This window comes from Litorimonas sp. (assembly GCA_029936425.1).
GTDB lineage: Bacteria > Pseudomonadota > Alphaproteobacteria > Caulobacterales > Maricaulaceae > Litorimonas.
The window spans coordinates 20,501-46,113 of the sequence record JAPYSU010000015.1 but is presented as its reverse complement, the minus strand read 5'-3'; the positions used below and the strand labels follow the sequence as shown (position 1 = coordinate 46,113).

28 protein-coding genes and 1 tRNA gene are annotated in these 25,613 nt (G+C 50.5%); 16 read left to right on the top strand and 13 right to left on the bottom strand.

Annotation, left to right across the window (positions count from 1 at the left end):
- The first annotated feature begins 37 nt into the window (after positions 1 to 37).
- Positions 38 to 466: a SufE family protein gene (locus ACN0IC_RS11860; RefSeq protein ID WP_416878995.1), complete on the top strand. Its 429-nt coding sequence runs from the start codon at positions 38 to 40 to the stop codon at positions 464 to 466.
- 2 nt (positions 467 to 468) lie between these two features.
- Here the strand turns inward: ACN0IC_RS11860 and ACN0IC_RS11855 are convergent, their stop codons facing one another.
- Both ACN0IC_RS11855 and ACN0IC_RS11850 read right to left on the bottom strand, forming a co-directional pair.
- A complete protein-coding gene (locus ACN0IC_RS11855; RefSeq protein WP_416878994.1) occupies positions 469 to 1,317 on the bottom strand; it encodes a hypothetical protein in 849 nt (282 codons plus the stop codon).
- 19 nt (positions 1,318 to 1,336) lie between these two features.
- Positions 1,337 to 1,921 carry an HNH endonuclease gene (locus tag ACN0IC_RS11850; protein WP_416878993.1) on the bottom strand — a complete coding sequence of 195 codons (585 nt, stop codon included), beginning with the start codon at positions 1,919 to 1,921 and terminating at the stop codon, positions 1,337 to 1,339.
- A gap of 274 nt (positions 1,922 to 2,195) precedes the next feature.
- On the opposite strand from ACN0IC_RS11850, the gene ACN0IC_RS11845 reads away from it, so the two are divergent.
- Complete coding sequence (locus ACN0IC_RS11845) at positions 2,196 to 3,503, top strand: hypothetical protein (RefSeq protein ID WP_416878992.1); 1,308 nt, start codon at positions 2,196 to 2,198, stop codon at positions 3,501 to 3,503.
- A 10-nt stretch (positions 3,504 to 3,513) separates the two neighbouring features.
- Here ACN0IC_RS11845 and ACN0IC_RS11840 read toward each other — a convergent pair whose 3' ends face one another.
- From ACN0IC_RS11840 to hpf, 4 genes are all read right to left on the bottom strand, one after another.
- Entirely contained in the window at positions 3,514 to 5,040 is a 1,527-nt protein-coding gene (locus tag ACN0IC_RS11840) for a hypothetical protein (RefSeq protein WP_416878991.1), read from the bottom strand.
- Positions 5,037 to 7,178 carry an RNA degradosome polyphosphate kinase gene (locus ACN0IC_RS11835; RefSeq protein ID WP_416878990.1) on the bottom strand — a complete coding sequence of 714 codons (2,142 nt, stop codon included), beginning with the start codon at positions 7,176 to 7,178 and terminating at the stop codon, positions 5,037 to 5,039. The genes ACN0IC_RS11840 and ACN0IC_RS11835 overlap by 4 nt, the downstream gene beginning before the upstream one ends.
- Positions 7,179 to 7,261: 83 nt before the next feature.
- A complete protein-coding gene (locus ACN0IC_RS11830; protein ID WP_416878989.1) occupies positions 7,262 to 7,741 on the bottom strand; it encodes a PTS sugar transporter subunit IIA in 480 nt (159 codons plus the stop codon).
- Positions 7,742 to 7,875: 134 nt separating this feature from the next.
- A complete protein-coding gene (gene hpf, locus ACN0IC_RS11825) occupies positions 7,876 to 8,463 on the bottom strand; it encodes a ribosome hibernation-promoting factor, HPF/YfiA family (protein ID WP_416878988.1) in 588 nt (195 codons plus the stop codon).
- A 167-nt stretch (positions 8,464 to 8,630) separates the two neighbouring features.
- On the opposite strand from hpf, the gene ACN0IC_RS11820 reads away from it, so the two are divergent.
- On the top strand, positions 8,631 to 9,464 hold the full coding sequence (locus ACN0IC_RS11820; RefSeq protein WP_416878987.1) for a hypothetical protein: 834 nt from the start codon (positions 8,631 to 8,633) through the stop codon (positions 9,462 to 9,464).
- Here the strand turns inward: ACN0IC_RS11820 and ACN0IC_RS11815 are convergent.
- Together ACN0IC_RS11815 and metG are read right to left on the bottom strand one after the other, a co-directional pair.
- The gene (locus tag ACN0IC_RS11815; RefSeq protein WP_416878986.1) at positions 9,461 to 9,964 is read right to left on the bottom strand and encodes a DUF805 domain-containing protein; all 504 of its coding nucleotides are present in this window, start codon (positions 9,962 to 9,964) and stop codon (positions 9,461 to 9,463) included. The genes ACN0IC_RS11820 and ACN0IC_RS11815 overlap by 4 nt on opposite strands.
- 6 nt (positions 9,965 to 9,970) lie before the next feature.
- Positions 9,971 to 11,686, bottom strand: coding sequence for a methionine--tRNA ligase (gene metG, locus ACN0IC_RS11810; protein WP_416878985.1), 1,716 nt, complete (start codon positions 11,684 to 11,686; stop codon positions 9,971 to 9,973).
- Positions 11,687 to 11,851: 165 nt separating this feature from the next.
- Here metG and ACN0IC_RS11805 point away from each other — a divergent pair, with 165 nt between their 5' ends.
- From ACN0IC_RS11805 to ACN0IC_RS11780, 6 genes are all read left to right on the top strand, one after another.
- Positions 11,852 to 12,316 (top strand): DUF1761 domain-containing protein, encoded by a 465-nt coding sequence (locus ACN0IC_RS11805; RefSeq protein ID WP_416878984.1) that lies wholly within the window; start codon positions 11,852 to 11,854, stop codon positions 12,314 to 12,316.
- A gap of 112 nt (positions 12,317 to 12,428) precedes the next feature.
- Positions 12,429 to 12,504 (top strand) — tRNA-Thr (locus ACN0IC_RS11800).
- Between the two features lie 186 nt (positions 12,505 to 12,690).
- Positions 12,691 to 13,392, top strand: a complete 702-nt coding sequence (locus ACN0IC_RS11795) for a MinD/ParA family ATP-binding protein (protein WP_416878983.1) — start codon at positions 12,691 to 12,693, stop codon at positions 13,390 to 13,392.
- Positions 13,393 to 13,490: 98 nt separating this feature from the next.
- On the top strand, positions 13,491 to 14,147 hold the full coding sequence (locus tag ACN0IC_RS11790) for an EF-hand domain-containing protein (RefSeq protein WP_416878982.1): 657 nt from the start codon (positions 13,491 to 13,493) through the stop codon (positions 14,145 to 14,147).
- Positions 14,147 to 14,704, top strand: coding sequence for a sigma-70 family RNA polymerase sigma factor (locus tag ACN0IC_RS11785; protein WP_416878981.1), 558 nt, complete (start codon positions 14,147 to 14,149; stop codon positions 14,702 to 14,704). Before ACN0IC_RS11790 ends, ACN0IC_RS11785 begins: the two co-directional genes overlap by 1 nt.
- Entirely contained in the window at positions 14,701 to 15,024 is a 324-nt protein-coding gene (locus ACN0IC_RS11780; protein WP_416878980.1) for a hypothetical protein, read from the top strand. Before ACN0IC_RS11785 ends, ACN0IC_RS11780 begins: the two co-directional genes overlap by 4 nt.
- Before the next feature lie 21 nt (positions 15,025 to 15,045).
- Here ACN0IC_RS11780 and ACN0IC_RS11775 read toward each other — a convergent pair whose 3' ends face one another.
- Positions 15,046 to 15,879 carry a thioesterase family protein gene (locus tag ACN0IC_RS11775; RefSeq protein ID WP_416878979.1) on the bottom strand — a complete coding sequence of 278 codons (834 nt, stop codon included), beginning with the start codon at positions 15,877 to 15,879 and terminating at the stop codon, positions 15,046 to 15,048.
- Between the two features lie 54 nt (positions 15,880 to 15,933).
- Here ACN0IC_RS11775 and ACN0IC_RS11770 point away from each other — a divergent pair, with 54 nt between their 5' ends.
- The gene (locus tag ACN0IC_RS11770) at positions 15,934 to 16,974 is read left to right on the top strand and encodes a 2-dehydropantoate 2-reductase (protein WP_416878978.1); all 1,041 of its coding nucleotides are present in this window, start codon (positions 15,934 to 15,936) and stop codon (positions 16,972 to 16,974) included.
- Between the two features lie 112 nt (positions 16,975 to 17,086).
- Here the strand turns inward: ACN0IC_RS11770 and ACN0IC_RS11765 are convergent, their stop codons facing one another.
- Positions 17,087 to 17,566 carry an Hsp20 family protein gene (locus tag ACN0IC_RS11765; RefSeq protein ID WP_416878977.1) on the bottom strand — a complete coding sequence of 160 codons (480 nt, stop codon included), beginning with the start codon at positions 17,564 to 17,566 and terminating at the stop codon, positions 17,087 to 17,089.
- Between the two features lie 76 nt (positions 17,567 to 17,642).
- Between ACN0IC_RS11765 and ACN0IC_RS11760 the strand changes: the two genes are divergently transcribed.
- The 4 genes from ACN0IC_RS11760 (at position 17,643) to ACN0IC_RS11745 (ending at position 20,098) form a co-directional block, all read left to right on the top strand.
- The gene (locus ACN0IC_RS11760; protein ID WP_416878976.1) at positions 17,643 to 17,786 is read left to right on the top strand and encodes a hypothetical protein; all 144 of its coding nucleotides are present in this window, start codon (positions 17,643 to 17,645) and stop codon (positions 17,784 to 17,786) included.
- A gap of 1 nt (position 17,787) precedes the next feature.
- Positions 17,788 to 18,690 (top strand): class I SAM-dependent methyltransferase, encoded by a 903-nt coding sequence (locus ACN0IC_RS11755; RefSeq protein WP_416878975.1) that lies wholly within the window; start codon positions 17,788 to 17,790, stop codon positions 18,688 to 18,690.
- 92 nt (positions 18,691 to 18,782) lie between these two features.
- Positions 18,783 to 19,076, top strand: a complete 294-nt coding sequence (locus tag ACN0IC_RS11750) for an SCP2 sterol-binding domain-containing protein (protein ID WP_416878974.1) — start codon at positions 18,783 to 18,785, stop codon at positions 19,074 to 19,076.
- A 50-nt stretch (positions 19,077 to 19,126) separates the two neighbouring features.
- A complete protein-coding gene (locus ACN0IC_RS11745; RefSeq protein ID WP_416878973.1) occupies positions 19,127 to 20,098 on the top strand; it encodes an alpha/beta fold hydrolase in 972 nt (323 codons plus the stop codon).
- 18 nt (positions 20,099 to 20,116) lie between these two features.
- Here the strand turns inward: ACN0IC_RS11745 and ACN0IC_RS11740 are convergent, their stop codons facing one another.
- From ACN0IC_RS11740 to ACN0IC_RS11730, 3 genes are all read right to left on the bottom strand, one after another.
- Entirely contained in the window at positions 20,117 to 20,941 is an 825-nt protein-coding gene (locus tag ACN0IC_RS11740; RefSeq protein WP_416878972.1) for an inositol monophosphatase family protein, read from the bottom strand.
- Positions 20,942 to 20,981: 40 nt separating this feature from the next.
- Entirely contained in the window at positions 20,982 to 21,386 is a 405-nt protein-coding gene (locus ACN0IC_RS11735) for a helix-turn-helix domain-containing protein (protein ID WP_416878971.1), read from the bottom strand.
- 237 nt (positions 21,387 to 21,623) lie between these two features.
- Positions 21,624 to 22,502, bottom strand: coding sequence for an N-formylglutamate amidohydrolase (locus ACN0IC_RS11730; protein WP_416878970.1), 879 nt, complete (start codon positions 22,500 to 22,502; stop codon positions 21,624 to 21,626).
- A gap of 168 nt (positions 22,503 to 22,670) precedes the next feature.
- Here ACN0IC_RS11730 and ACN0IC_RS11725 point away from each other — a divergent pair, with 168 nt between their 5' ends.
- Together ACN0IC_RS11725 and ACN0IC_RS11720 are read left to right on the top strand one after the other, a co-directional pair.
- Positions 22,671 to 23,030 (top strand): response regulator, encoded by a 360-nt coding sequence (locus ACN0IC_RS11725; protein ID WP_416878969.1) that lies wholly within the window; start codon positions 22,671 to 22,673, stop codon positions 23,028 to 23,030.
- A 112-nt stretch (positions 23,031 to 23,142) separates the two neighbouring features.
- Entirely contained in the window at positions 23,143 to 25,449 is a 2,307-nt protein-coding gene (locus ACN0IC_RS11720) for a YadA-like family protein (RefSeq protein WP_416878968.1), read from the top strand.
- Positions 25,450 to 25,613: the final 164 nt, after the last annotated feature.

The window sequence follows — 25,613 nt, the reverse complement described above, 5'->3', positions numbered from 1 at the left end:
CCTTGTGGGAACCGCTTAAGCTCCTTATTTCAGGAGTATGAGCGAGACCTTACCTGACGACATAACCGATTTGATTTCCGATTTCGAATTCCTCGATAATTGGGAGGACCGATATATGCATGTGATTGACATGGGGAAGTCTCTGCCCCCGCTGGAGCCAGCCCTGAAAACAGAGGCGACCAAAGTCAAAGGCTGCGTCAGTCAGGTGTGGCTGATTAGCGAGCAAGAAGGCGAAAAAGACCCGGTTCTGCGCTTTCAGGGGGATAGCGACGCCCACATCGTCAAAGGTCTTGTAGCTATTGTCTTGGTCATTTTCTCCGGACGAAAAGCGTCGAAAATTTTGAGCCTTGATGCCAAATCGATATTAGGAAAGCTCGGCCTGTCCGAACACCTGTCCCCGCAACGCTCAAATGGATTAAACGCGATGGTCGCCCGAATAAAGGCAGAAGCCGAAGCGCTCGTCTGACATCAATCAAAAACCGAGGCAATTGACTCTGGGGTTATGCCCTCTTTCAAGTCCCGGATTTCGAAATAAACCGCCGCCACGGAAGAAGCAGAAATGAGCACTGCAATCGCTTGGGCCGCAGCAGAAGCTAAGGCATAAACAATCCAGAAAATTACGCTTCCTCCGGTAAAGGTTGCCATATTGGGGTCCCCAAAGGGAACGGAAACGAGCGTCAGGAGAACGCTTATAACAGTCGAAATCACCCAAAGAATAATGACGATCAGCAGAACCCACCTCTTATATCCCTTTGTGAGTTCCCAGGACCGGCCAAGGGAGTCAACCACGCCGCGTTTTTCCACCAGTAAAACCGGGATACACACATACCAACCGAGCAGAAGTAAAATTCCCGGAATTATGAAGAAAACCAAACCGAGAAATACGCCGATTGTATATAAAATGATCAATCCGATTAAGCGCAGTAAAAGACTCAAAGCCTTTCTCATAGATAGTCTCAGGCTAACTTTTTCGCCTGCAAAATCCTTGAAACAGGCGTGAACGAGAATGGATTGCGCCAGAGCGTATAATAAAAAATATAACAACATGCCGCCAATGGCCCCAACGAATGTGCCGATAAGATAGCCGTCACTCAATTCGTCTCCCGATAGCATGCCTTCTCCCCCATAGAGTAGCAGTGGCCATAAGCCGACGACAAACATGGGAAGCCCAACAATTACAAAAGACAGCAGTCCAAATTTTACAAAATTGTTTTTAATGGCCGAAAACGTGCGGCCCAAGACCCGCCCCACCTCGAATTGCGGCTTCGGGCTTTGCCACTCAAATTGCGGCGGTTGGGAATCTATTTCGTCTGCCATGATAGCCTAATAGTTGAATTTACTCTTTGAGCTCAATGTCCCAATAGAGATAATCAAGCCAGCTGTCATGCAGATGATTGGGCGGAAACCTTCGGCCCTGAGCCTGTAATTGATGCATGGTCGGCTGGAAGGGCTTCACGAGCGGGTGCATTCCGGCCACTTTCGGATGGCGTCCCCCCTTTTTCAGGTTACAGCTGGAGCAGGCTGCGACGATATTCTTCCAAGTCGTTTTGCCGCCAAGCCGTCTTGGAATGACGTGATCAAAAGTAAGCTCGGTTTCGCTGTGGCAATAAACGCATTCAAATCCGTCCCGTAGAAATAAATTGAACCGTGTGAAAGCGGGGGCGCGGTTTTGCGGAACATAATCTTTCAGAGCGACAACGCTCGGCATTTGCATTTCAAATGTCGCAGAACGAACGCATTGCTCATAATGATTGATGACATTCACGCGGTCGAGAAACACGGCCTTTATAGCGTCCTGCCAGGACCAAAGCGAAAGCGGGAAATAGGAAAGCGGTTGGTAATCTGCATTCAGAATGAGGCAGGGGTAATTTCCACGAGCAACAGGTTTGGCATCCGAAATGTTTATTTCAGCAAGGCTCATCGGGCTCTCTCATCTCTGTGGGGAATATGAAACAGCCGCGTCTTGGCCTCAGCGAGGAGGCGCTATGATGATTTTGACAAAATAAATGACTGAAACCACTTACTCCAAAAAACTGTTTCTATACGGGGATAGATAATCAGAAAGACAGAGATGTGACAAGCAGAAGAAATTTTTCTTACATAACATAAGTTTAGCCCTTAGTTTTTATCGCTTTCTTATATTTTGTCTGTGTTTTTTGTTCGTCATATTGCGTGATAGCCCATTAGAAAGACCTATGCGATTCGCGAGATTTACAGTTTTCGCTTTGTTGGGGACCGTAATTTATTGCGGCACCTCTCTCGTTTGGGCGCAGAATTCTCCTACTGAGCCTTTCGTCGACCTCAACCAACCTTCTGAAAACACTCTCCCCGTCAGAACCCAGAGCGGAAGTCATTTTGCGGCGCTAAGAGCCGGAGATGGACTTGTTTTTGAAAGACTTTCACAAGGCTTAGGGGTGATTTCGGCTCTTGCAATTGACGCCTCCGGGACGCTTTATGTGGCTGACCGCGGTGCAGGCAGGCTCTGGCGACTTCGTGACCGCAATCAAGATGGCCGATATGAATTCAAACAGGCTTTGCCTCAGCGTTTTGATCAGCCATCCGGATTGGCGATTAGCGGAAAAAAAATTTATATCTCGGACCGAAACGCCGTCTGGGTAATGAACGGAATGAACCCTCCGCGAAAACTCGCCGGATTGGTCAACTCCGGCTCCAGAGGAACGCATCATCCTCTGTCGCTCACCGAGAATGGAAAAACTCTTTATCTTGGCCTCAGTACGAAAGCGGGCGAAGCTAAACTTCTACAGCTGAATGTCGAAACCGGAAAAGCCGCTCTGGTTCAGAACAAGGAAACGAGTCAGGAAATTATTGGATTGGCCGCTTTTGGAGACAGCGCGCCGTGGTTAGCGCTGGAGCATGGCATAGGCCCCTCTCTCGAAAACATAACACCTATTTCTTCCTCTCACTCCTTTAAGTCTTTGGCACTGCCTGTCTCTGCCGCAATTTCTGAAAAAAGTGATTGGCCCGCAGCCTTCAAGAACAAGGTCATAGTTTCCCGACAGTCCGGGGGAGGCTATGACGTCTTGGCACTCCCGGCCGGATTTGGGCAAATTGACCTCCGAGCCAAAGTAATATTTTCAGGATTTATGTCTTCTTCCGGACGGTCCGTCTGGGGAAGGCCCGGACCACTTCTTTTTGACACTAAAGGTTTGATCGTTGCCGATTCAAAAAATGGAGATATCTATCGATTAAAGGCGGCTCCTATGCCTGTCGCCCCAGAACAAAATGAAGACCCCGCCACTCTCGCACCCCCGGATACTCAATCTCCAAAACCAATCGCCCAGGCCGGGCCGCCGGACATGCAGGTTTCGACAATTCGAGAGGGCAGTCAGATTGGATCTGCCAGCGCCTTGAATCGCGGATCCAATCTGAATGTGGGCTCGACGATTATCCGGGACTATGAACCGCTTTCACTCGAAAAAGAAGGCCTTGAAGACGCGGAAGAAAAGAAAGCTGAACCCGAAGGGATAGATGACGATCAATAAGCTTTCAGGCTCAAGTCACCTCGTGTTCCATATTAAGTTTCGAGGCCAGTTTTTTGAGCCGAAATTCAACTTGCTCTGTCAAAAGAGCTTTCTCTTTTGTGTCTACGGTTAAAGTCAGAACTTTTTCGTTTTCTCCCAAAGAGAAACAATCCAGAAGTTCAGAGGATCCACCCGTCGCCACGATGCCCAGACGTATAGCGGCCCCGACCATGCCCGCCACTTCCTGTTGCTCGGGCGATAGCAGCGCGTCAATTATATCGGGCGCCGGAACGTCTCGGCTTGCGGTGTAAGATCGAAACAGGCAAAGCGCGAGAAAAACGCGTTCGGCATGGTATAAACCGGCCACCGGCGCATATAGAACGGCCGCAAAAATGGCTTCCGCGCGATAATCTGGATGCAAGTCTTTGCCAATTCCGGCCATCAGGCAGGCAGATTCGAATATTCTTTTGTCATCTTCGGTGTTGAAGACATCGGGGAAGAGCGACCTGACAGGTTCAATAAAACGGATTAACGGCCGCCCGAAATTTTCGGTTTGAAGTGAGCCCTTGGCAAAGGCGCGGCATCCGTCAAACAACGGATCACGTTGCCGCTGTGAGGTTGGAATGGCATTTTGTACCAGACCTTCGCGTAGTCCTGCTTGCGAAATAACAATTTCTCTGGGTTTGATTTTATCAATCAAAATTTCGAGCAATATTGCGCTATAAGGCAAGGTTTCGGCCCGGCGGCTTCGCATGCCCGGCCAGCTAAAGACCGCCTCACGGCCCTGGCCATAAGCCCAGCGCGCATGTTTTATCGCCTCTTTAGGGGATAATGTATAAGCCTGTAATGTGCGTAATGGATATCCTGAACGGGCCTGATGGATCGAGGCTAAGTTCCGCCAAGCTCCACCGATTAGATAGAGCGACTGGCCTCTGCCTTTTTTGAGCAGACCTTTATGTTCAGAGAGATGCTCCAAGATCGCGGCTTTGGCATTTCGAATTATATCCACCGTCATTTCGGTCAGATTTCCGCCCATCAGGTCGAACGGCCCAAGAGGAAGCGACTGGCATTTGCCAACAACGGCTTCTTTCTCCCCTTGTTTAATATTTACGAGTTCCAGGCTCGCTCCACCCAAATCAGCGGCCAAGCCGGACGCGCGCGGATGCATGGAAATTAATCCCATAGCGCTAAGGCGCGCTTCCTCATCTCCGCTGATCGGCTCTATCTTCAAACCGGTTTCAGACTTTATCTTGCGGAGAAAGTGAGCGGCGTCTTCCGCTTCGCGAAGAGCGGCTGTCGCCCCAAAAATCAGAGGCGGTAGATTTCGGGCATTGGCAATACGTGTAAAACGGGAGAGCGCCTGTAGGGTAAGGTCTTTGCCTTCTTCTGAGAGTTTGCCGGTGGATTTCAGAGACCGTCCCAAGCCCGCCAGAATTTTTTCATTATATATCTCGGTGAAATGCGAACCGAACACTTCGTAAATCACCAACCGGACAGAGTTTGACCCAATATCAACAACCCCTATTTCTCGGCCGACAGCTTTTTTTTTGAGCTTCACTTCGTCGCTTTCAGCTTTTCAGCAAAAATAGTTTCCAGAGGCAGCGGCGCGTCATTATCCAAGGCTTGCCCGCGTCCCGATAAGGACGGATTCTTCATGAAATAGGCATGGGCGGAAAATTGTCCGGTTTCTCCTTCTTTGCTCAACCGGCGATATTTACCTTTGGGGTCAAGCTCCCAGCTATTGGCGGTGTCGATAAGATTGGCAACCATGATCTGATCCAGAACCTGCCCGTGCACGGTCGGATCGTCAATGGGAATAAGGGTTTCAACGCGGCGGTCGAGATTTCTTGGCATCCAGTCCGCGCTGGAAACGAATACTTTCGCATCATCATGCGGCATAGCCGATCCATTGCCGAAACAGATAATCCGGGAATGCTCCAAAAAACGCCCGACAATGGACTTCACCCGTATTGTTTCAGACAGGCCAGGAACGCCGGGGCGAAGGCAACAAATTCCCCTTACGACCAAATCAATCTGAACTCCGGCTTTAGAGGCTTCGTATAATTTATCGATCATGTCAGCATCTACAAGCGAGTTCATTTTCGCCCAGATACAGGCAGGTTTGCCAGCCTTTGCGAACGCGATTTCATCGTCTATATGGCCATAAAGCGCCTCGCGCAGCCCCAGCGGGGCCACGACTAATTTTCTCAAATCACGAGGCTTGGAATAGCTGGTGACATAGTTGAAAAGCTTTCCAACATCTTCTCCCATTTCGGCATTAGCCGTAAACAAAGCCAGGTCCGTATAGATTTTTGCGTTCTGCGCATGGTAATTTCCTGTTCCCAAATGCGCATAACTTTTCAAACGAGAACCTTCCCGGCGTAAAACCAGTGAGACTTTCGCGTGAGTTTTATATCCGACAAAACCGTAGACAACATGCGCGCCTGCTCTTTCAAGATCACGGGCCCAGCGCAGATTGGTCGCCTCGTCAAAACGCGCTTTCAATTCAACCAAAGCTGTAACGGACTTACCTTTTTCCGCCGCTTCGATCAGGGCAGCGACAATCGGGCTATCATCGGACGTTCTGTAAAGCGTTTGCTTGATAGCGACGACATTCGGGTCCACAGCCGCTTGCTTGAGGAATTGAATAACAACATCAAATTCTTCATAGGGATGATGGACAACAATGTCTTTGGCGGCAATGGCCGCAAAACAATCTCCTTCAAACTCTCGAATCCGTTCAGGAAAACGGGCATTAAAGGAAGGAAAAAGAAGATCTGGATTTTGTGAGTCAATTATTTGAGAAACATCACTGAGGCCAAGCATTTTATTCTCGTCTTGAATGTCCTCATCCCAGCACTCGAAACTGTCGATTAGAAATTCCCGGAGTTCTGAAACAACGCCTTCCCCCAATTCGAGGCGAATGACCCGACCACGTCTGCGTTTTTTCAATAAAAACTCAAAATGACGAACAAGGTCTTCTGCATCCTCATCCACTGCAATATCACTATCGCGGGTAATCCGGAACAGACCCGTGTGACGGACATCAAAATCCGGAAACAGATCTTGAGCAAAAGTGGTCAAGACATCTTCGATTAAAACATAGCTCTTGCCTTTGCCCCCCTCTTGAACAGGCAGAAAACGCGGCACGTGAGTTGGAATTGTAATCAGGCCATACATGGGGTCATCTCGCCCCTCGACATTCATGGAGAGTGCCATTCCGAAGCCAAAATTTGGAAGAAAAGGAAAAGGATGGGCGGGATCAACCGCCAAAGGGGACAAAATTGGGAGAATTGATTCAAGAAATAGAGTTTTGACCGCCTCAAAAGGTTCTTTTTTCAAGCTCCCAACTTTCCGAATATGGATGTTTTCGGACGCTAATTCCCGTATAAGTTTTGACCAGCATGTGCCTTGGCGTTTAACAATTTTTCCGGCCCGCCTTCCGATTTTGGCAATTTGGGCATCCGGGGTCAGACCATCAGCGGATTTCGTATGCATTCCCGCCAGAACCTGTGTCCGAAGTCCGGCGACCCTCACCATGTAGAATTCATCAAGGTTTGAAGCTGAGATAGACAGAAAGCGAACCCTCTCCAGGAGAGGAACTTCCGGATTCTGGGCTTCTTCCAAAACGCGGCTGTTAAAGAAAAGCCAGGATAGCTCTCGATTGAAAAAACGTCTGGAGTCTAGAGGTGTCATGCCGTCTTTTAGTCAGACAAAGACGTAAAATATAGTCCTAAGCCACACTTGCTCTGTGACAGTTTTATAAAGCAAAACCGTTTTTAAGCGGCTTTCACGTCCTGACTTTCAGCCAAAATCATATAGAGCGCTTCGGCATTTGGCGCCGAGCGAAGACGCTGGCGCATTTCCTGACGTCGTAGAAGCCGGGAAACTTTTGCTAGAGCCCGTAAATGAGACCCGCCGGCATTTTCAGGCGCAAGTAGGAACGCCACTAAGTCGACATCGCGGTCATCCACGGAGTCGAATTTCAGGGGCGTTGCCAATTTCACAAATACGGCTGTGACATGGTCAATACCTTCGAGACGTGCATGCGGCAGCGCCACGCCGTTTCCAACTCCTGTGGAGCCAAGCCGTTCACGCTCCACGGCAGCCGCCACAATATCACGGCAGGCAATACCTTTAGAATCGAGTTTTTGGCTCTTGATAAGGAGCGAAGAGATTTCTTGAAAAAGCTGTTTCTGGCTTCCGGCGTTCAAATCAAACAGAACGCCTTCCGCGCTAAAGAGCGGCGGGGTTGGCATGACTATACTCATATTGGTTCACCGGAAAAAATCAAGCCGGTGACAGTTATGCGCGGTCTCGCGCTCAGTTGCGCGCTCCCTTAGAGGAGCGGCGCCCGAAGGTCAATCAAGGGCTTCAGCCCAAAGCGCTAGCTCTATGCGCCTGCGCCGTCCGGATCGACCCATCCAATATTTCCGTCCTGACGTTTGAAGACCACATTCAAGCCGCCGTGGCGCGCATTGTGAAAGACGACAACGCCGCTATCGGCCAATCCGAGCTCCAGCGCCGCCATAGAGGGCGTGAGCGTACGAATCTTGCCTTGCTTTTCAGCAATCACCATAGGCTCATCTTGATCGGGATATTCCGTCTCGTCGTCCTCATCCTCCTGACCGCCCGTAGGATCCTGCAGGATAAAGAGGTTCATATTCTTGGCAGCTTTTTGCGCTTTGGAATGATCTTTCAAACGGCGTTTATAACGGCGCAGACGCTTTTCAATATGTGTAAGCGCCTCATCTGTCGCCCCATAAGCGTCCTGCGCGGCGCCTTGGCCTTCCATGGACGCGCCGCTAGGTAAATGCACGGAGCAAACCGTCTTGAACCCGGTACCTTCGCGGCTGACTGAAACATGGGCTTCGCCCTCGCGGTGAATATACTTATCCATCATCTCATCTAGTCGGCCTGATATGCGCTCTCTGAGCGCAGGGGAAACATCTATGCCTTTGGAAACGATTTGGATTTGCATAATCTACCTCTCTTAGTTGTTATATAGATATACGGGTTAACATAAAAAAGGTGCCGTGACTGCCCAAAACTTATTTTAGGCTTAAATTCTAAGGCACTCATCTTTTAAACTTAAATCAAAAATGAATATGCTAAACTTCAAGACTAATGCATGTAAGGTGAATGATTATGACGTCCAAAGCTCCATCTTCCTCTAATTCACCTCAGAACGAGCAGTCACACCTTACAGATTATATACGGCAAATTATAATTTTGGTTGCCGCGCCCTCAATGTGGATTCTCTCCAGTCTCTCTCAGTTCGACGACAATGCCCGCAGTCCGGATGGTCTATCGGACATTAACGAAAGCCTGCTTGTTCCCCTCGGCTTCGCCTTCGCGATTTGGTTTCCGATTTTTGTCGGGTGCATCGCCTATGGGATAATTCAGGTTTTACCGCCGAACAGGACCCGCAAGATTTTCAGACATTCTGGCAAGTGGTCTGCCGCAGGATTTATAGGTATCTGTATCTGGTCGCTGATTTCGGCATATGCAGGGGAAAGTTGGGCGCAATGGGGAACGGCGATCATCTTCATTCCGGCCATGTTATGTCTGGTAAACACCATGCTGATCCTGACGCGGGGTCGGCATAAACTGGATAATTTGGAAACGGTTTGTGTCTGGCTGCCTGTCAGCCTCATCGCAGGTTGGACCTCCTTGGCGGTATTTCTTAACTGGACGCCAATTGTCATCGGACTTTTCGGAAGTAATGTGCCTTTCATCGTTCCGAATATTATTATGCTTCTGGCCGCGCTGGTTTGGGCAGGATTTATGACTCGCAAAAGCGGGGCCAACAGAGCTTACGCCTTCCCCATTATCTGGGGATTGAGCTTTCTGTTCATCAAACAGGTCTTCGTAACACAAGATTCGATTTTGATCGGCGGTCTGGCTTTGGCTGGCGCGCTTTTAATAATCGGATTGGCGGCTTTCAAACCTGAAATCGACGCGTCAGATTACAGGGTTTAATCAAAGACCGAAACATTGCCATCGTCTTTTGGATTAGGTCCGTATTTGTTCGGCCCGAAATGGCTGTCTTGGCAAAAAAAGACAATCAATAATATCCAGTAAGCGAACCCCATCAGGACTAGTAAAGCCACTATTAGTCCAACCCCAAATCCAATTATTATCAGGTTGGTTGCAAGTTTTTCACTTACAAACATCACCCCAAAGACGAAGCTCACGGCAATAACTGCCAAATAGGATCCACCAACCCACCAGCCTGAACGGCCTGTGTCATGGAGTCTTCGCCAAGAGACTGCGAGGCCCGGAAATAATGTGGCAAGACTGAACAAACTACCAAAAGGTTTTATATTTGAACCTTCCCATCCAAAAAATAAAGAATCCAGAATGCCAAAAACAATGCTCGCAATTATTGTGAACAATACCCAATACCAAAACTCGGATCGACGGGCACGGCCGCTGAATTTAAAATACTTCCGAAAGCAAGACCCAACGGCCTCTACCATATTCACTTAGGCCTCACCCCCGCCAAAGCGTTCCGTCCACTCCGCCACACTTTCCTCTTCAATTTTTGAGAATAATAGCTCAGGCGCAGCAACCGTGTGACCAATAGGCAAGGCGTCGAGGAGGTCTTTTACCTCTCCAAAATTCCAGCTGCGCCTATCCTCCGGCACGCCAATCGCGTCGAGAATTTTGCCCGCTGCGTCCGGAATCACGGGCTGGGCAATAATCCCGAATAAAGCAACCAAATTAAGTCCATGGCGCACGCCAATGGCCGCCTGATCTACATCCGTCTTGTAATGCGTCCAGGGCGCCGCTTGCGTCAGATATTCATTACCCGCCGCCCAGATAGCACGGGTTTCGGCCATGGCTTTACGGAAGTCGCGGGCCTCATAAAACTTTATCAGTTTCGGCAGACGGTCTGAAAGCTCATTCACAAGCCATTCTTCTGCTTCTCCGGCTTCTCCCCCTGATGGAACAACACCGTCAAATTTGCCGACACAATATTTTGTAATCCGGTTGACGAAATTCCCGAGCACATTGGCTAAATCGGAATTGACCGAAGATTGGAAATCCTCCCATGTAAAGGCCGCGTCAGAGCCTTCCGGCGCGTTCGCCATAAGGTACCAACGCCAGTAATCGGAAGGGGCAATTTCTATCGCCTGATCCATAAACACGCCTCGGCCCTGAGAGGTCGAAAATTTGCCGCCATACCAGGTCACCCAGTTAAAGGCCTTCAGTTGATCGACCAGCTTCCAGGGCTCTTCGCTGCCCATTATTGTTGTGGGGAAGGAGAGCGTATGAAAAGCGACATTGTCCTTGCCCATGAACTGGACATAATCGACGTCATCCGCGCCTTTATCCGTGCGCCACCAACTCTCCCAGTCGCCGTCATTTTCTGTCGCCCAGTCCTGCGTTGCGCCGATATAGGCAATGGGCGCGTCAAACCAAACGTAAAAGACCTTGCCCTCAAAGCCATCGCGCACATTCCCATCCAAGTCCGTAACCGGAATGCCCCAGTCGAGATCGCGTGTAATCGAGCGGTCGCGCAAGCCTTCATCCAGCCATTTCAGCGCGATGGAGCTCGCCAAGGGCGGCCAACCTGTGGAGGCGTTCACCCATTCCCGTAGACGGTCGCTCATTTTCGACTGCAAGAGATAGAGGTGATTGGTGTCGCGAACTTCGACGTCGTGACTGCCTGAAACGGCCGAATAGGGATCAATCAAATCGACAGGATCGAGTAATTTTCCGCAACTATCACATTGATCGCCCCGGGCTTTTTCAAATCCGCAATTTGGACAGGTTCCCTCAACATAGCGGTCGGGCAAATATCGCCCATCTGCATTTGAATAGACCTGCTTGGAGACGCGCTCTTCTATAAGGCCGTTCTTCTCTAGAACTTGCGCGAAATGCTGGGTCAGCCTGGCGGTGGACGGGGCCGAAGACCGCCCGAAATAATCATAAGAGAGGCCAAACTGCGCGCCGGCCTGTTTTTGCGCCTCATGCATTTTATCGCAATAGGCCGCGACCTCCATATTCGCCGCTTGGGCCGCCAGCTCTGCCGGCGTGCCATGTTCATCGGTCGCGCAAATATAAAGCACCTCATGTCCCATCAGGCGCATGGCCCGGGCGTAGACATCGGCTGGCAACATAGACCCGGCCAGATTGCCGAGATGTTTAACGCCATTAATATAAGGCAGAGCGGAGGTAATGAGGATACGAGACATAATCTTGGCCTTCTAGCGCGGCGCCCAATTCACGCAAGCCCAAATGGGGCTTTCTCCTGTCGTTTTAGGGGCTTTCATCGGATTACCTGCCCAATTGCCCAAGGTGCGACATTTTGGTACACTCATTTAGGGTCAATCACGGCCTGACAGAAGGGGGAGGCATTTATGCCAAAAATTCATAATACATCAATTCTCGGGATAGGCGTGGCCACGATCGCCTTTTATATTTTAGGGGGCCTTTGGTACGGGGTCTTTTTCGCAGAGCCTTGGATGGAACTGGCCGGCATGACCGAAGCCGAAGCCCTGGCCCGCAATGATGCGCTCGGGCCCATGATGTTTGTCTATGGGCTGTTGATCACCTTGGCGCAGGTCATCGGTCTCAACTGGTTAATTCATTGGGCAGGCGCCGCGCGCTGGCGCAAATGCCTCGAGGTCTGCCTGGTCACGGCAGGCTTTATCAGCTTTCCGATCATGCTTTATAGCTGGCTTTATGAAGGCACAAGTTTCCGCGGAGACATTCTTGATTTAGGACATATTGCTGTTGGCTATGGTATGGCCTTGTCGGTCTTATTCTTGCGGCGTTTCGCGGAAAAGACAAAGCCTCACTTGGCAACTGAAATAAGCGTTTAAGTCATGGCGGCGCACAAAAGCTTTTGCGCCGCCCCATTTTTTTCACCCGAGCTGCAATAATCGGCTTGCAAGAGCACTGCGACAAAGCTATGAGCCGCGCGCATCTTCCAGTGCCCCTATAGCTCAGCTGGTAGAGCACCTGATTTGTAATCAGGGGGTCCGCGGTTCGAGTCCGTGTGGGGGCACCATTTGATTTTTCCAAAACCTTCAATCTGAATTTTCCGTGTGGACTCACATGGGTGGCTCTCGATTGCATCCCATCCCTTAATCAAAATTTACCACGCCTCTTTGCGAAGCGGAAACTCCTGCCTGTTATTTAGGCTGTAATGAAAGAGCCGGAAAACACGGCCGTCAGGTGAAAAACGGAGTTTAAAATGCCCCCTCTCAACCCCCAAACCGCCGGGGTCCTTACAGCCTATGAACCAGCCGGCCGCCTTGTGCCTGTTCTCTCAGCAAATCCGGTTGGTTTTGATGTCATTGACACAGCGCTCGCGCTGGGCCGGAAAGCCGCGAGTTTTGGCGAGACGGTACTTATTCTCGATTGTAATGGGGGACAGACCCTGAACCGGGCCGGCATAGTCTTTAACAAAACCCTCGCAGATGTTCTATCCGGCGAAGCGCAATTGAGGGACGCGCTTTATATCACTTCAAACGAGCATTATAACGCCGCCGCGCTCGGGAATATTTCACTGGATAAAGCTTTGGGCAGCCTCGCAGCGCTGTCCCTTGATTTTGACTGGGTCTTTGTCGTGGCCGAACCGGGCTGCACGCGGGCGCACACACGTCTGGCCGCAGCGGGCGATATTTGCCTGCTGGGATATGAAACGCAAAAAGACGATTTCATGCGAGCCTATTGGATGATTGAAGCCGTGAGACGCCGCGCTCCGAAATTTGATCCTTTCATTCTCTCTTGCGGAGATAAAGCTGAGGCTGTGGAAACGGCTTTGATGCTCACCGACACGGTTCGCGATCATCTGGGCGCGCCGCCATCTTATGCGGGTCATGTGCTGGATAACAATCTGGAAACGCGCCTCCTTTCACAATTGCGGGATACCTTAGCAAGCACCGCCGCCTGAACCGCTGCAGAAGATGAAATTTAATTAACGCAGTAATTTGCGAAGGATTTAGGCGTCTGCCTCGTTTGTGTCTATGAACACAACGAAAAGGAGACCCCATGCGTCGCTTAAATAAACTCACACTTCTTGGCGTAGCTGCTGTCGCGCTTGCTTCCACCCCAATTATGGCCCAAACCCCTCTGGCCGACGCCAATCAAGACGGGCAGGTCACAAAGGCCGAATTTTCGGCCGAGTCCCTGGCAAAATTCCAAAGCGCTGATTTAAATTCGGACGGTTATCTCGATGAAACAGAGCAAAACGCTTTGCGCCAGAATCATCGCGACGCATATCTTTCCCGTAAATTTGACACACTCGACGTCAATGGCGACGGCTCTGTCACCGAAGCGGAAATGAAAAGGGTCAGTGAGGCCCGCCGTGAAAAACGCATGGAGCGCCGTAAGCAGCGCCGCGAAGAGTGGAAATCCCGGATGGACACGAATAGCGACGGATCCGTCTCTGACGCAGAAAAACAAGCCGCCCGCGACGCCTTCAAAGCCACAAATGATGACCGTAAAGGCAGATGGGGCCGTAAAGGCAAAAGAGGCCACAGGGCCAAACTGGATGCGAATGGCGACGGTTTTATCAGTCAGGCTGAATATACGGCCCGCGCCGACGCTTTATTCGCCCGCATGGACGCCAATGAAGACGGCGTGCTAACCCAAGGCGAGGGCAAACACCGTAAAGGCAAACGTCACAAAGGTCATGACCGAGACTAATGTCCAAATCCGACCCTGATAATGATCTCCTTCCCGGTCTTCGGGACGGAGACGAGACAGCTCTGGCCCATCTGATGGACCGGCACCTTAAAACTGTGACCGCCATTGGCTATTATATGCTGGGCGATGCATCTCTTGCCGAAGATGTGGCGCAGAGCACCTTTCTGAAACTCTGGCAAACAGCGCCGAAATGGGAGCCGGGCAAAGCGACCCTCCTAACCTGGATGAGGCGCGTGGCCACGAATGACTGCCTGGATCGTCTGAGAAAAAAAGGCCCGGTTTATTCGGATCACGTGCCTGACGCGGCGGATGACCAACAAACAGCTCTGGAAGGGTTGGAAAAAGTCGACACGATTAAGGCAGTAAAAATGGCGCTTGCAGGACTTCCCGCAACGCAGAGAGCGGCCATAACATTGTCCTATTACCAGCAAGTGTCACAAAAAGACGGCGCAGAGATTTTAGGCCAAAGCGTCAAAGCTTATGAAAGCCTGCTCTCGCGGGCTCGAAATAACCTTAAAGCAGCGCTTAGTCCGCTGGTTGAAAGAGAGAGTATATGAGCGATTTGAATTCTTTACTTGATCAGGTGAAATCACCGGAGCCGAGCGATTTACTAAAAGCGCGTATTCTGCAGCAAGCCAAATCGCAAACTGTGAACCAAAACTCCAAACCCGCAAATGACACTCACTGGAAACGCTGGATCGGAGTGGCCGCAATAGCTGTTATCATGGGCGTTGTCGGCTTTACCACACTTTACTCCGCTCCGCCGAGTGAAGACGAGGTCTGGGCAGAGGCCGCGCAGGATATGGGGTATGGAGACCTTTATGCCTGGGTTGAAGGGGACGCTACCGAAACCCTGGCTGCTAATGAAGACTCTTAACTGCATGAAGCCGTAAAGCTATTAAACGAAAATCGTGACGCTCTGCATGCCTTCGGCGGTCAATTCCCCTGAACTGTTCCATATCCGCATAACCTGGGTGGAGTAGCCTCCTTGCGCGGCAGTTAAACGCGTTTCGATATGCCACCATCCCTCTTCGGTGGACGGTTTATCGGACAAAATGTTGAATATCCAAGTCATGGAACTCACCGGACCGGGTTGTGTTAGCATCGGAAGGGCGCCTGGGGGCAGGACATCGCCAATACAAAGCAGACTAGACGTTCCGTCCCTAGACGCATCGTCTTGATGACGGCTCCAGACTCGAACATAGCCCTCCTTATGTCCTGTAACGGGGCGCCCCCCCGCAATAATTCGCGTATCGAACCGTTGGAAGAATACGGGAACAAATTTGGCATATTCTTTGGGGGTATATGGCTCACATGTCTCCGGGGAAGAAGCTTCCGGCGCCGGATAACCTACATTTAACTGCGAGTCGCGACTGGCTCCGAAAGAAAAAACGACGCTGATGACCGGGGTCTCCCCGTCATATCCTTTGACTTCAATGGTCGTAACATTCCGGCCCTGACGAAGAATCTGTGTTCGGTATACGGGATCCGCCGGAACAGGTCCTGTGAAATTAATCAAGGAAGACCGCAAAGGCGGAAGATCTGGATGTAGTCTTTTAACAGCTTCGAGAGCGAGCGCCGAACTTATACCGCCATAAGCGGTACGTCCCTGTCGCCAGTTATCCGGTATTTCGGCTTTTAAGCCGTCCGGTGACTGGGACAGGCTGTCTGCTATATCCTTAAAACCTAATGCCGGCATAATCTTATTTTCCTGTCCTTGTCTATCGCTCAAAGGATTTCCTGCATAAGGTCTTGCAAACCTTCCGCGTCAAAACCAGAGCTGTTCATGAATAGTCCAACTACAAAAATTGCTGTTTTCGGGGCGGGGTCCATCGGATGTTATCTGGGAGGCATTTTAAAGTCCCAAAACATGGACGTCGTTTTTATTGGGCGAGACCGCCTGAAAAAAGCCGTCCAGACAAAGGGGATGACCCTGACCCATTTCGAAGCCGCGCCTCTTCACCTGCCCTCTGGATCAATTAGAGTTGAAACGACCCCTTCCGCGCTCAAAAATTGCGATTTGATCTTACTTTGCACAAAGTCTCAGGACACGGCAAATGTGGCGCAGGAAATACGGAAACACGCAAAACCGGGTTCACAGATCGTAAGCTGCCAAAACGGCGTCGGGAATGTGGAAATTCTAAATGAATATCTGAAATCTGGTTTAGATAATCAAAACTTCCAAATCTCCGGCGCGATCATACCCTTTAATGTAACGCCGACAGGCCCGGCTTCTTATCATTGCGGAACAGGCGGAGCGCTACATTTTGAAAACGGTCTGCCTGGGGACGTGCAAGACGCGTTCAAATCTGCGGGCCAGGACGCAATATATGGCGGAAATTTTCAAGGGGATCAGTGGGCAAAGCTCTTGGTCAATCTAAACAATGCCCTCAACACATTGAGCGGAGGCACATTACGGGAAGCGTTCCTACAAAGAGATTATAGATTGGCTTTTGCAAAAGTTATCGCGGAGGGGATATCTGTGGCCAAAGCCAAGAATATAGAGATAGGAAAGTTTAACGGAAGATCGCCATCACTCTTGATCAAAATGCTTAAACTCCCGAATTTTCTCTATAAATTCCTGATGGACAGAATCGTCAAAATAGACGCCAAAGCCCGCTCATCCATGTTGGATGATCTGGAATTAGGGCGGCCGTCTGAGATAGATTACTTACAGGGAGAGATCGTGCGTGAAGGCAAAACTTTGAACCTCCAAACCCCCGCCAATTTAAATGTTCTGAGAGCCGTTCAAAACGCCTTTAAGACAGGGCGGTCTCCGAACCTGTCAGGAACAGAAATTCTTAATCTTGTAAAGGAAAGGCAATAAAAGAATAGCGACGCCATGCGTACTGGGAGGGGGGTAAACGCATGACGCCGCATCTGTTACGCTACGAACCAGTTTTCAGGGGAGGAAACTGTCGCAATCGCGTAACACCTATTTAGGCAGCTTTCGCCTTACTGCCAGACTTCGGGGTGATTAATTTTTGGTCAGAATTTTCAATCGCGATTTTACGGGGTTTCAGCGCCTCTGGCACATCCCGTTTCAGCGAAATTGTCAAAAGACCATTTCTCAATTCGGCCCCTGTCACAATGACATGATCTGCGAGTTGGAAACGACGTTCAAATCCGCGTTCCGCAATACCGCGATGCAGATATTCAACATCATCATTTGCGGTATCAGACACATTGGTTCCTGAAATCGTCAGCACATTTTCATGTGTTTCGAGTTCCAGTGTATCTTCAGAAAAACCTGCAACAGCCAATTCGATACGGTATGTATCCTCGCTCAGACGCGCGACATTATAAGGGGGGTAACTCGCAGTATTGGCACTGGCTTGAGAGGCCGCATCAATCAGATTGGCCATCCGGTCAAAACCAACAAAGTTACGGTAGAGGGGGGAGAAATCATAAGTTCTCATTGTATCATCCTTTTTAAAAGCAATGTATAATAGGACTCCCTTTCGGGACGTCCGGTTTCAATTTACAGACCCCATTATGGCGGCCTGCAAACCCAAAAATGGGTTGTTATTTTTAGGCTTCAAGCTTGGCAACTGCACAAAATTAGCCATTGTGCTGACATTTATTTTAGGCCAGTTAATTGGCAGAGAAGAAAACAAACCGACTTTAGAGAGAGTTTAGAATGACGGCGATGAAATTTACAAAATGGGCTCTTTTATCTGCTACCGGCATGGCGCTTATCGCTTGCGGCGGCGCAAACGATCAAGCTGAGCCTCAAACGACCGAAACCGAGACGCCTCAAACAGAAGATTCAACGGCGGCTCCAGCTGAAGCCTCCCTTACGCTTTCTGAAGTGATTGCGGACCCTCGTCGCGGAGACGAAACGGCCCGGGACGAATTTCGCAACCCACAAGAAACACTCGAATTTTTCGAGATCGGCCCAAATCAACGCGTCGCCGAAATTTGGCCGGGTTGGTATACGAATATTCTCGCGCCTTATCTTGCGGACAATGACGGAACTTATGTCGCGGTTCAATATCCTGCAGGTGTAAGCGAGCGTCTGGACGAGCGTATGCAGGCCTTTAGGGATAAGTATTCTGATGAAGATGTTTATGGAACAATTGAATATGGCGGGTTCATGAAGGACTCCGGCCCTATTTTACCGGCCGAGTCCGTCGATACGATTCTCACATTCCGGAACGTACATAACTGGATGGGCGGCGGCTATGCCGATCAGGCTTTTGAAGAGTTTTATGCCGCTCTCAAGCCTGGCGGAATACTCGGCGTTGTCGAGCATAGATTACCCGAAACAGCCTCTCAGGATCCGCGCGGAAGTACGGGCTATGTTCAGGAAAGCTATATCAAGGATATGGCCAAACGTGCGGGATTTGAATTTGTCGCCTCCAGCGAAGTTAATGCCAACCCGAATGATACGGCAGACCACCCCTTTGGAGTTTGGACATTGCCGCCGAGTTCCAGATTGCCGGAAGACGGATCTGAAGAGGCGATTGATTTCGAGCCCGAACTCTACAAAAATATCGGGGAAAGTGACCGGGCCACGCTGAAATTCCGCAAACCTTTATAGGCTCTATGCAAATCTAGGGGCGAAAAAGGACTCGCCCTGCCGGGACCTTTCCGCCTACACTCGTAATTCATTAGACCCAGAAGGATGTTAAAATGGAAAATTCTGAAATCGCCACAAAAATGACCGAAGCGCTGGAAAAGGCCGGTGGTATCGATAAATCCGTTAAATTTGATTTTAACGGTGATGGCTCTGTTTGGGCGCAAGGAACGTCAGCTGAAGTCTCTGATAAAGACGCTGATTGCGTGATCAATGTCGATAAAGCCGACTTTATTTCTCTGGCCAAAGGCGAGATGGATCCAATGATGGCCTTTATGTCCGGTAAGCTGAAAGTCACGGGCGATATGTCTGTTGCCATGGGTCTGCAAAGTATTTTTTCAAATATGTAAAATTGTTTGTCTTGTTCTGACCGGAGTCAAAGCTCCGGCGCAGGCTTTTTATGCAACATGATACACTGCCATTTGAGCCCGCCGAGATAATCCAGCCCGGAGGAAGGCCCCTCCCGACTGGAATGGAGACTCGGGCCAAGACCTATTTTGTCGAGGGCAAAGACGGCATAAAACTCCGTGTTCTACTGGTTCTGCCTAAAACGCACAGCCCGCGCGGAACTATTCTTTTCTGCCCGGGCCGAACGGAATTTATTGAAAAATATCTGGAGTCTGTTGCAGATCTGACGAGCCGGGGATTTTGTGTTCTTATGATGGACCCACGGGGTCAGGGCCTCTCTCAGCGTATTCTGCCGGATAAATTGAAGAGTTTTATCGATAGTTTTCAGACTTATGCCGATGATCTGGCAGAAGTCAGTTCACATTTCGAAGATTTCCTGCCGCGTCCATATATTGCCATGGGGCATTCCATGGGCGGCACAGTTGTCCTGCACGCCATTATAAGCGGAGTTCTGGCCCCTTCAGCCGTCATATGCAGCGCCCCCATGCTTGGGCTGTTTGATCTTGAAACCACTTTCATGAGATGGACAATATCGGCTTTGTCCAAACTCGGACTGGCCGAAAAAAACCTTCCCTTTCAAACTCAACGAAACGGAATGCCTGTCTCTTTCAGCGTCAATAAACTGACAACTGACAAGGACCGGTATAGAATTTGGGCAAGCTATTTTCAGAGCGTTCCGCGTTTGCGAGTGGGTCAACCCACCTTTGGCTGGATCAGCGCTGCTCTGTCTTCCATGTCATATGTCAATCGCAACGCCGAGAATCTGAGAGTTCCGGGATTGATGGTAGCTGCCGGAGCTGACCCCATTGTTGACCCAAGCTCTGTCGAGGAGTTCGCGAAGAATGCCGGGGTCAAATATGACGTTATTCCCGGCGCCCTGCATGAGCTGTTTCTGGAACGCGATAGCTACCGCACGAAGTTTTTTACTTTAATCGATGAGTTTTTGGAAGAAGAAGGCCTTTAATTTCAGGCCTATCTCCTGTCAGGCCGGGTCCATGGCCCGTCCGAGATAGGTGTATAGTTCCGGCAGCAAAGCCGCATCGCTCACCGCAACGACCCGACCTCCATTCACGGCAGATCCGCCTTCCCAATTTGTCAGGCGTCCCCCGGCCCCTTCGACCACCGGCATAAGAGCGCGGACGTCACAGGGCTTCATCAAGGCCTCAATAATTATATTCATGCGCCCTTCGGATAAGAGGCCGTAGCCCAAAGCATCCAGTCCCAATCTGGAAAATCTCACGCCCCGCCGGATGATATTATACGCCGCCAGCTCTCCCGGCTTCAGCATTGCCAGAGGCTCGGTACAGCCCAGAATAGCCTCTTGTAGGCTGGCGCAATCTTCTGTTTTCAGAGGGCTTGAAATCCCTTTTTCAAGGCGCCAAGCCTCTTTTTTACCGCCGTAAATTCGTCCGAAATATTGTTTGTCCAGAGCCGCCACATCAATGAGGCCCAAAACAGGCTCCCCGTCATAGGACAAGGCAATAAGAGTGCTCCAAACCGGGACGCCAGCGATAAACCCGCGCGTTCCGTCAATTGGGTCCAGCGTCCAGGAAAAGGCATTTGTGCCTGAATGATCCTCAAATTCCTCCCCTTCGATGCTGTCCTCCGGAAAGGCTTTTAAAATGAGAGACCGCAATACTTTCTCAGCGTCTTTATCGGCTTTCGTGACCGGGTCGTAATCTGCCCCAAGCGATTTATTTTCAATCCCTTCGGGGTTTGAGAAAAGCGGTAGAGTTATAGCTCGGGCTGCTTCGGCCAGCTCAGGAAGAAAAGAAAGGCGGCTGTCAATTTCGGCTTTTACGGTCATACCCAAAGGCTAGCATGGCCGCCGGGCCTTACAAACAGGTTTATCGGGCCACGAGGCGGAGGTTAGGCTTCGTATTCGCTTCAAGTGACTTGGCCAGATCCAATAAATGTTTGCGCGGCGTTTCGCCCATGGAATAATAGGCCCTGACTAAATCCATGGTTTCTTTTTTCGACAGAACGTCCGGAGCAATCACATCCGGATCCGGCGCATTAAATAAGGGATCATTCGAAGACAGACCTTCATAAAAATACTGGATCGGAACAGAAAGCGCCTCCGAAAGCTCGAAGAGGCGCGCCGCCGAAACGCGGTTTGCGCCGCATTCATATTTTTGGATTTGCTGAAAACGAATGCCGACTTGTTCCGCCAAGCTTTGTTGTGTCAGGCCCAAAAGACGGCGGCGTCGACGAAGACGTTTACCGACATGAAGGTCAATATGATTGGTCATTTTTTTTCACCCTGTTTGCGTTGCCTCATTACAAGAGCAAGCCCTGTGCCAGAGTGACGATTCTGGGCTTGAAAAATTCCCCTGCGGGTTGTTCGCGTTAAAAAAGCACCAATTTTTTCCTTTTCACCTCACGGAAGCCCGAAAAACTTTATGTCTTTCGCCTCATATTTGAATTTTTGAGATTTGACTGTTTCAAATCGATACAATTGAATAGCTTATCAAAAGCATAGCCCTAAATTATTGAGCCGCGCGGCTATTGGGTATAAATGAACGGATAATAGACTCTATTATATGGGTCATATTCTCCGCCAGAGAATCATATCCCTTTTTGGGAGCCAGCGTGACGGGGTTAAGGTATAAATCCCGGTTTATTTCGATCTGAATGGCCTCAATACCGCTATTGGGACGACCATAATGCTCCGTGACGTAGCCTCCCGCATAAGGATAGTTAGTTGACACCGAATAGCCCGCCGCACGAAAAATTCCCTGAATACGTGCAAGCGTGTCCGGATGGCAGGATTTCCCGAACCGGTCTCCCAAGATAATATCAGGTCGTCTGGAGCCCATTGGCGAAAAGCCCGGCATGGAATGACAATCTATCAAGAGCCCCTGTCCAAATCTGCTGACGCAATCGGAAATCAAATCCTGCAGGGCATCATGATAAGGTCTGTACAAACGGGCGAGACGTAAACGCAAAACATCCGGTTCAGGCGACCGGCGATAAATAGCGGTTGTCTCATTAATGTGTGTCGGAATAACGCCTAGACCGGCCTGGGCCCTGACACTGCATTTCTTCGGGCTGTCGCACCAGTCCGGCGGAATTTCATCTTCGCAGCGATTGACATCCACAAAGCACCTGGGAAAACGGGCGGATAGCAATGGCGCGCCGGCGGCGACACAGGGCGCAAAAAGTTTATCAACGAATATGTCCTCGTTTTTCCGTAATTGGGCAATGCTCAGAACAGATCGTTCAATAAAGCTTTGCGGATATAGGTTTCCGGAATGAGGAGAGGCGAAAAGAACGCCGGCACGCCAGTGAGACGGACGCAGAAGCTTGCAGGCCGGGGTCAAAACCCTCAGACTATCATGTTCCAACTCATATGCCGACTTCACCATAATTCCCTTATAGCGCATAAATCGCGCAGACGTTATAGAAAGTATTAATATTACCCACGTAGCACCCAATTGAGCATATTTCGAGGCAGCTGGCCGGATTCCTGCATAGGAAAGTAATTGTATGGGCGCTAAAGTTGGATTTAGATAGGTTAACCCTAGGGACAAGATATGGCGACTATACTTTATGCTGAAGATGACGATGCAATGCGCAAGTTTTTCGAGAAGGCTTTGGAAAAAGCCGGACATCAGGTTATTGCCTGCTCTGACGGAGAACGTGCCCTGCGGGCTTTAAAATTTGCGGATGGTGCATTTGATATGCTGCTGACCGACATAATGATGCCCGGTCTGGACGGTATTGAACTGGCCAAACAGGCGGAAGTCTTATCTCCCGGCATTAAAATCATGTTTATTACCGGATTTGCCGCCGTTGCCATGAGCGACGAAAAAGCATCTGAAACGACCGTTTTGTCAAAACCTGTCCATTTACGTCAGCTCGTCGCCGAAGTGGATCGCCTTATTGCAGCCTGATATACCTCATTAATGTTTTTGAAATAAAATTTAATAAAGGCGCACCCAAACCTCTTATCTCGTCGTAACTCTTAGGCAAGTTCCATTTGCGCTATCACTGAGAGGACAAAAAATGAGAAGATTTTTAACAGGTACGATATCGGCGGGCGCCCTCGCTATTTCTTTAATGACAGCCGCTCCGGCTTTCGCTGACCCAACCCCGGATTGTAATACAGGCGACATGGATGCAACATCTCTTGAGTGCGGTGTGGATTCCAATGCAGACGGTGCAGACGCCACGGCAGTTGGCACAGAATCCAATGCAGAAGGGCCATCCACAACGGCCATCGGCGGAGAGTCGAATGCACAAGGCCCTGGTGCGACAGCGGTCGGCTGGAGAGCCAATGCCGATGGTGAGCGAGCTCAAGCTTTTGGTCATTTGGCCAATGCTCAGGGTTTACGGACGCTAGCAGTGGGCGAAGCTGCAACAGCAAACGGAACCGAAGCGTCAGCCGTGGGTAACCAGGCGACAGCTACAGGCGTTGACGCCACATCCTTTGGGACAATGGCTAATGCAAATGGTAATTCCACCACAGCAATTGGCGGAGAATCCGAAGCGACGGGTCCTGGTTCCACTGCAATTGGCTGGCAATCAACAGCGCGGGGGGCTCAAGCTCATGCTTTTGGCCATCAAGCGCGAGCAATAGGCGATATGTCTCTCGCTATTGGTGAAGATGCCAACGCTCAAACGGCCAACTCTACAGCTATTGGCAATTTAAGTATTGCAAATGGCACTGACGCTTTGGCTGTCGGTGACGAGGCCCGCGCCGCGGGCACCTCCACAACAGCTATTGGCGGTGAAGCCACCGCCTTTGGGACAGCCGCAACAGCGTTTGGCTGGCGCTCAAATGCACGAGGTGAACGCGCACACGCAGTCGGCCATTTGGCCAATGCACAAGGACTTCGCAGCTTAGCCGTTGGTGAAGCCGCTAGCGCTGTGGGAGAGCAAGCCTCCGCTGTCGGTAATCAAGCAACTGCGACAGGCGTAGACGCAACTTCATTCGGCACAATGGCCAATGCAAATGGTAACTCCACGACAGCTATTGGCGGTGAATCGAATGCTGACGGTCTCGCGGCCACCGCTTTCGGTTGGCAATCAAATGCAGAGGGCGAACGCGCCCATGCAATGGGCCACTTGGCGAACGCTCAGGGACTTCGGTCTCTCGCTGTTGGCGAAGCCGCTAGCGCTGATGGAGAGCAATCTTCTGCTGTTGGTAACCAAGCCACAGCGACAGGCGTCGATGCCACATCATTTGGGACTATGGCCAATGCGAACGGTAATTCCACGACAGCTGTCGGCGGAGAGTCGAATGCAGATGGCCTGGCAGCAACCGCTTTCGGTTGGCAGTCTTCCGCAACAGCGGAACGCGCTCATGCATTTGGTCATTTGGCCAGTGCTTCTGGAGTTCGCTCTACAGCCGTTGGTGAAGCGGCAACTGCAGACGGGCTTGAAAGTATAGCTCTCGGCAATCAATCTTCAGCAGACGGGGCAGATGCTATCGCGATCGGTACGATGACGACAGCCTCAGGCCCGTCCACGACGGTCGTTGGCGGTGAATCCACCGCAATGGGTCCAGGCGCAACAGCGATTGGCTGGCGCGCCATGGCAACGGCAGAACGCGCGCAAGCCTTCGGTCACTTGGCCCAGGCAACAGGCGTTCGGTCTCTGGCCGTTGGTGAAGGCGCCGTCGCGAGTGGCAACACGTCCACCGCTATTGGTAATCTCTCCAGTGCAGGTTTCGGAAACTCAACAGCTATTGGTAACGGCGCAACAACAACGCGTAATAATCAGATAGCGCTTGGTACGAGTGTGAATACCTATACTTTTGCAGGTCTAACTTCCGCAACGAGTACGGCGGCTCAGACCGGCGATATCGGACTTGTTACCACAGACCGTAACGGAAACATTGCAGCAGACTTCTCGCTTCAAACTGGACAGGCTGCGAATAGTGCGGCCATCCAGAATAACTCAGCGGCTATCACAACGAATGCTTCCGCGATTAATGCGAACGCGATGGGAATAAACTCCAACACGGCCGCGATTAATTCAACGAATGCCGCTTTGGCCAATACCAATGCAGCTGTCGCTTTAAACACAGCGGCAATCGATTCGAACTCCGCGCAAATCAGTCAGAATATTGATGGTATTCTGGATAACCGCGCAGGGATTGCAGCTGCCTTGGCGCTTGATAATGCCTATGTTCCGCTAACGCAGACATACGCTGTTTCAGGTGGCTTTGGGTATTATGATGATGAGACGGCCTTTGCTGGTAGTGTCGCGTATCGTATGAACCAGAACTTCCAGGTAAGCGGTGCGGTCACAACGGGCGTTGATAATGGATCCACTGGCGCCCGCGCTGGTTTCCAAGCGAGCTGGTAGTCAGCTCTAACAGCTCTCACTTTCTGAGAGCCATAAGATTTACCCCGGCCTTACAGGTCGGGGTTTTTTATTTCCTGTTTTTGGTTTCGCACCATTTCTCACATCATCGCAATCAGTTGTCTTTGTTTTCATTTCAATTAGGCTGCTTGTCGAAACAATTAACG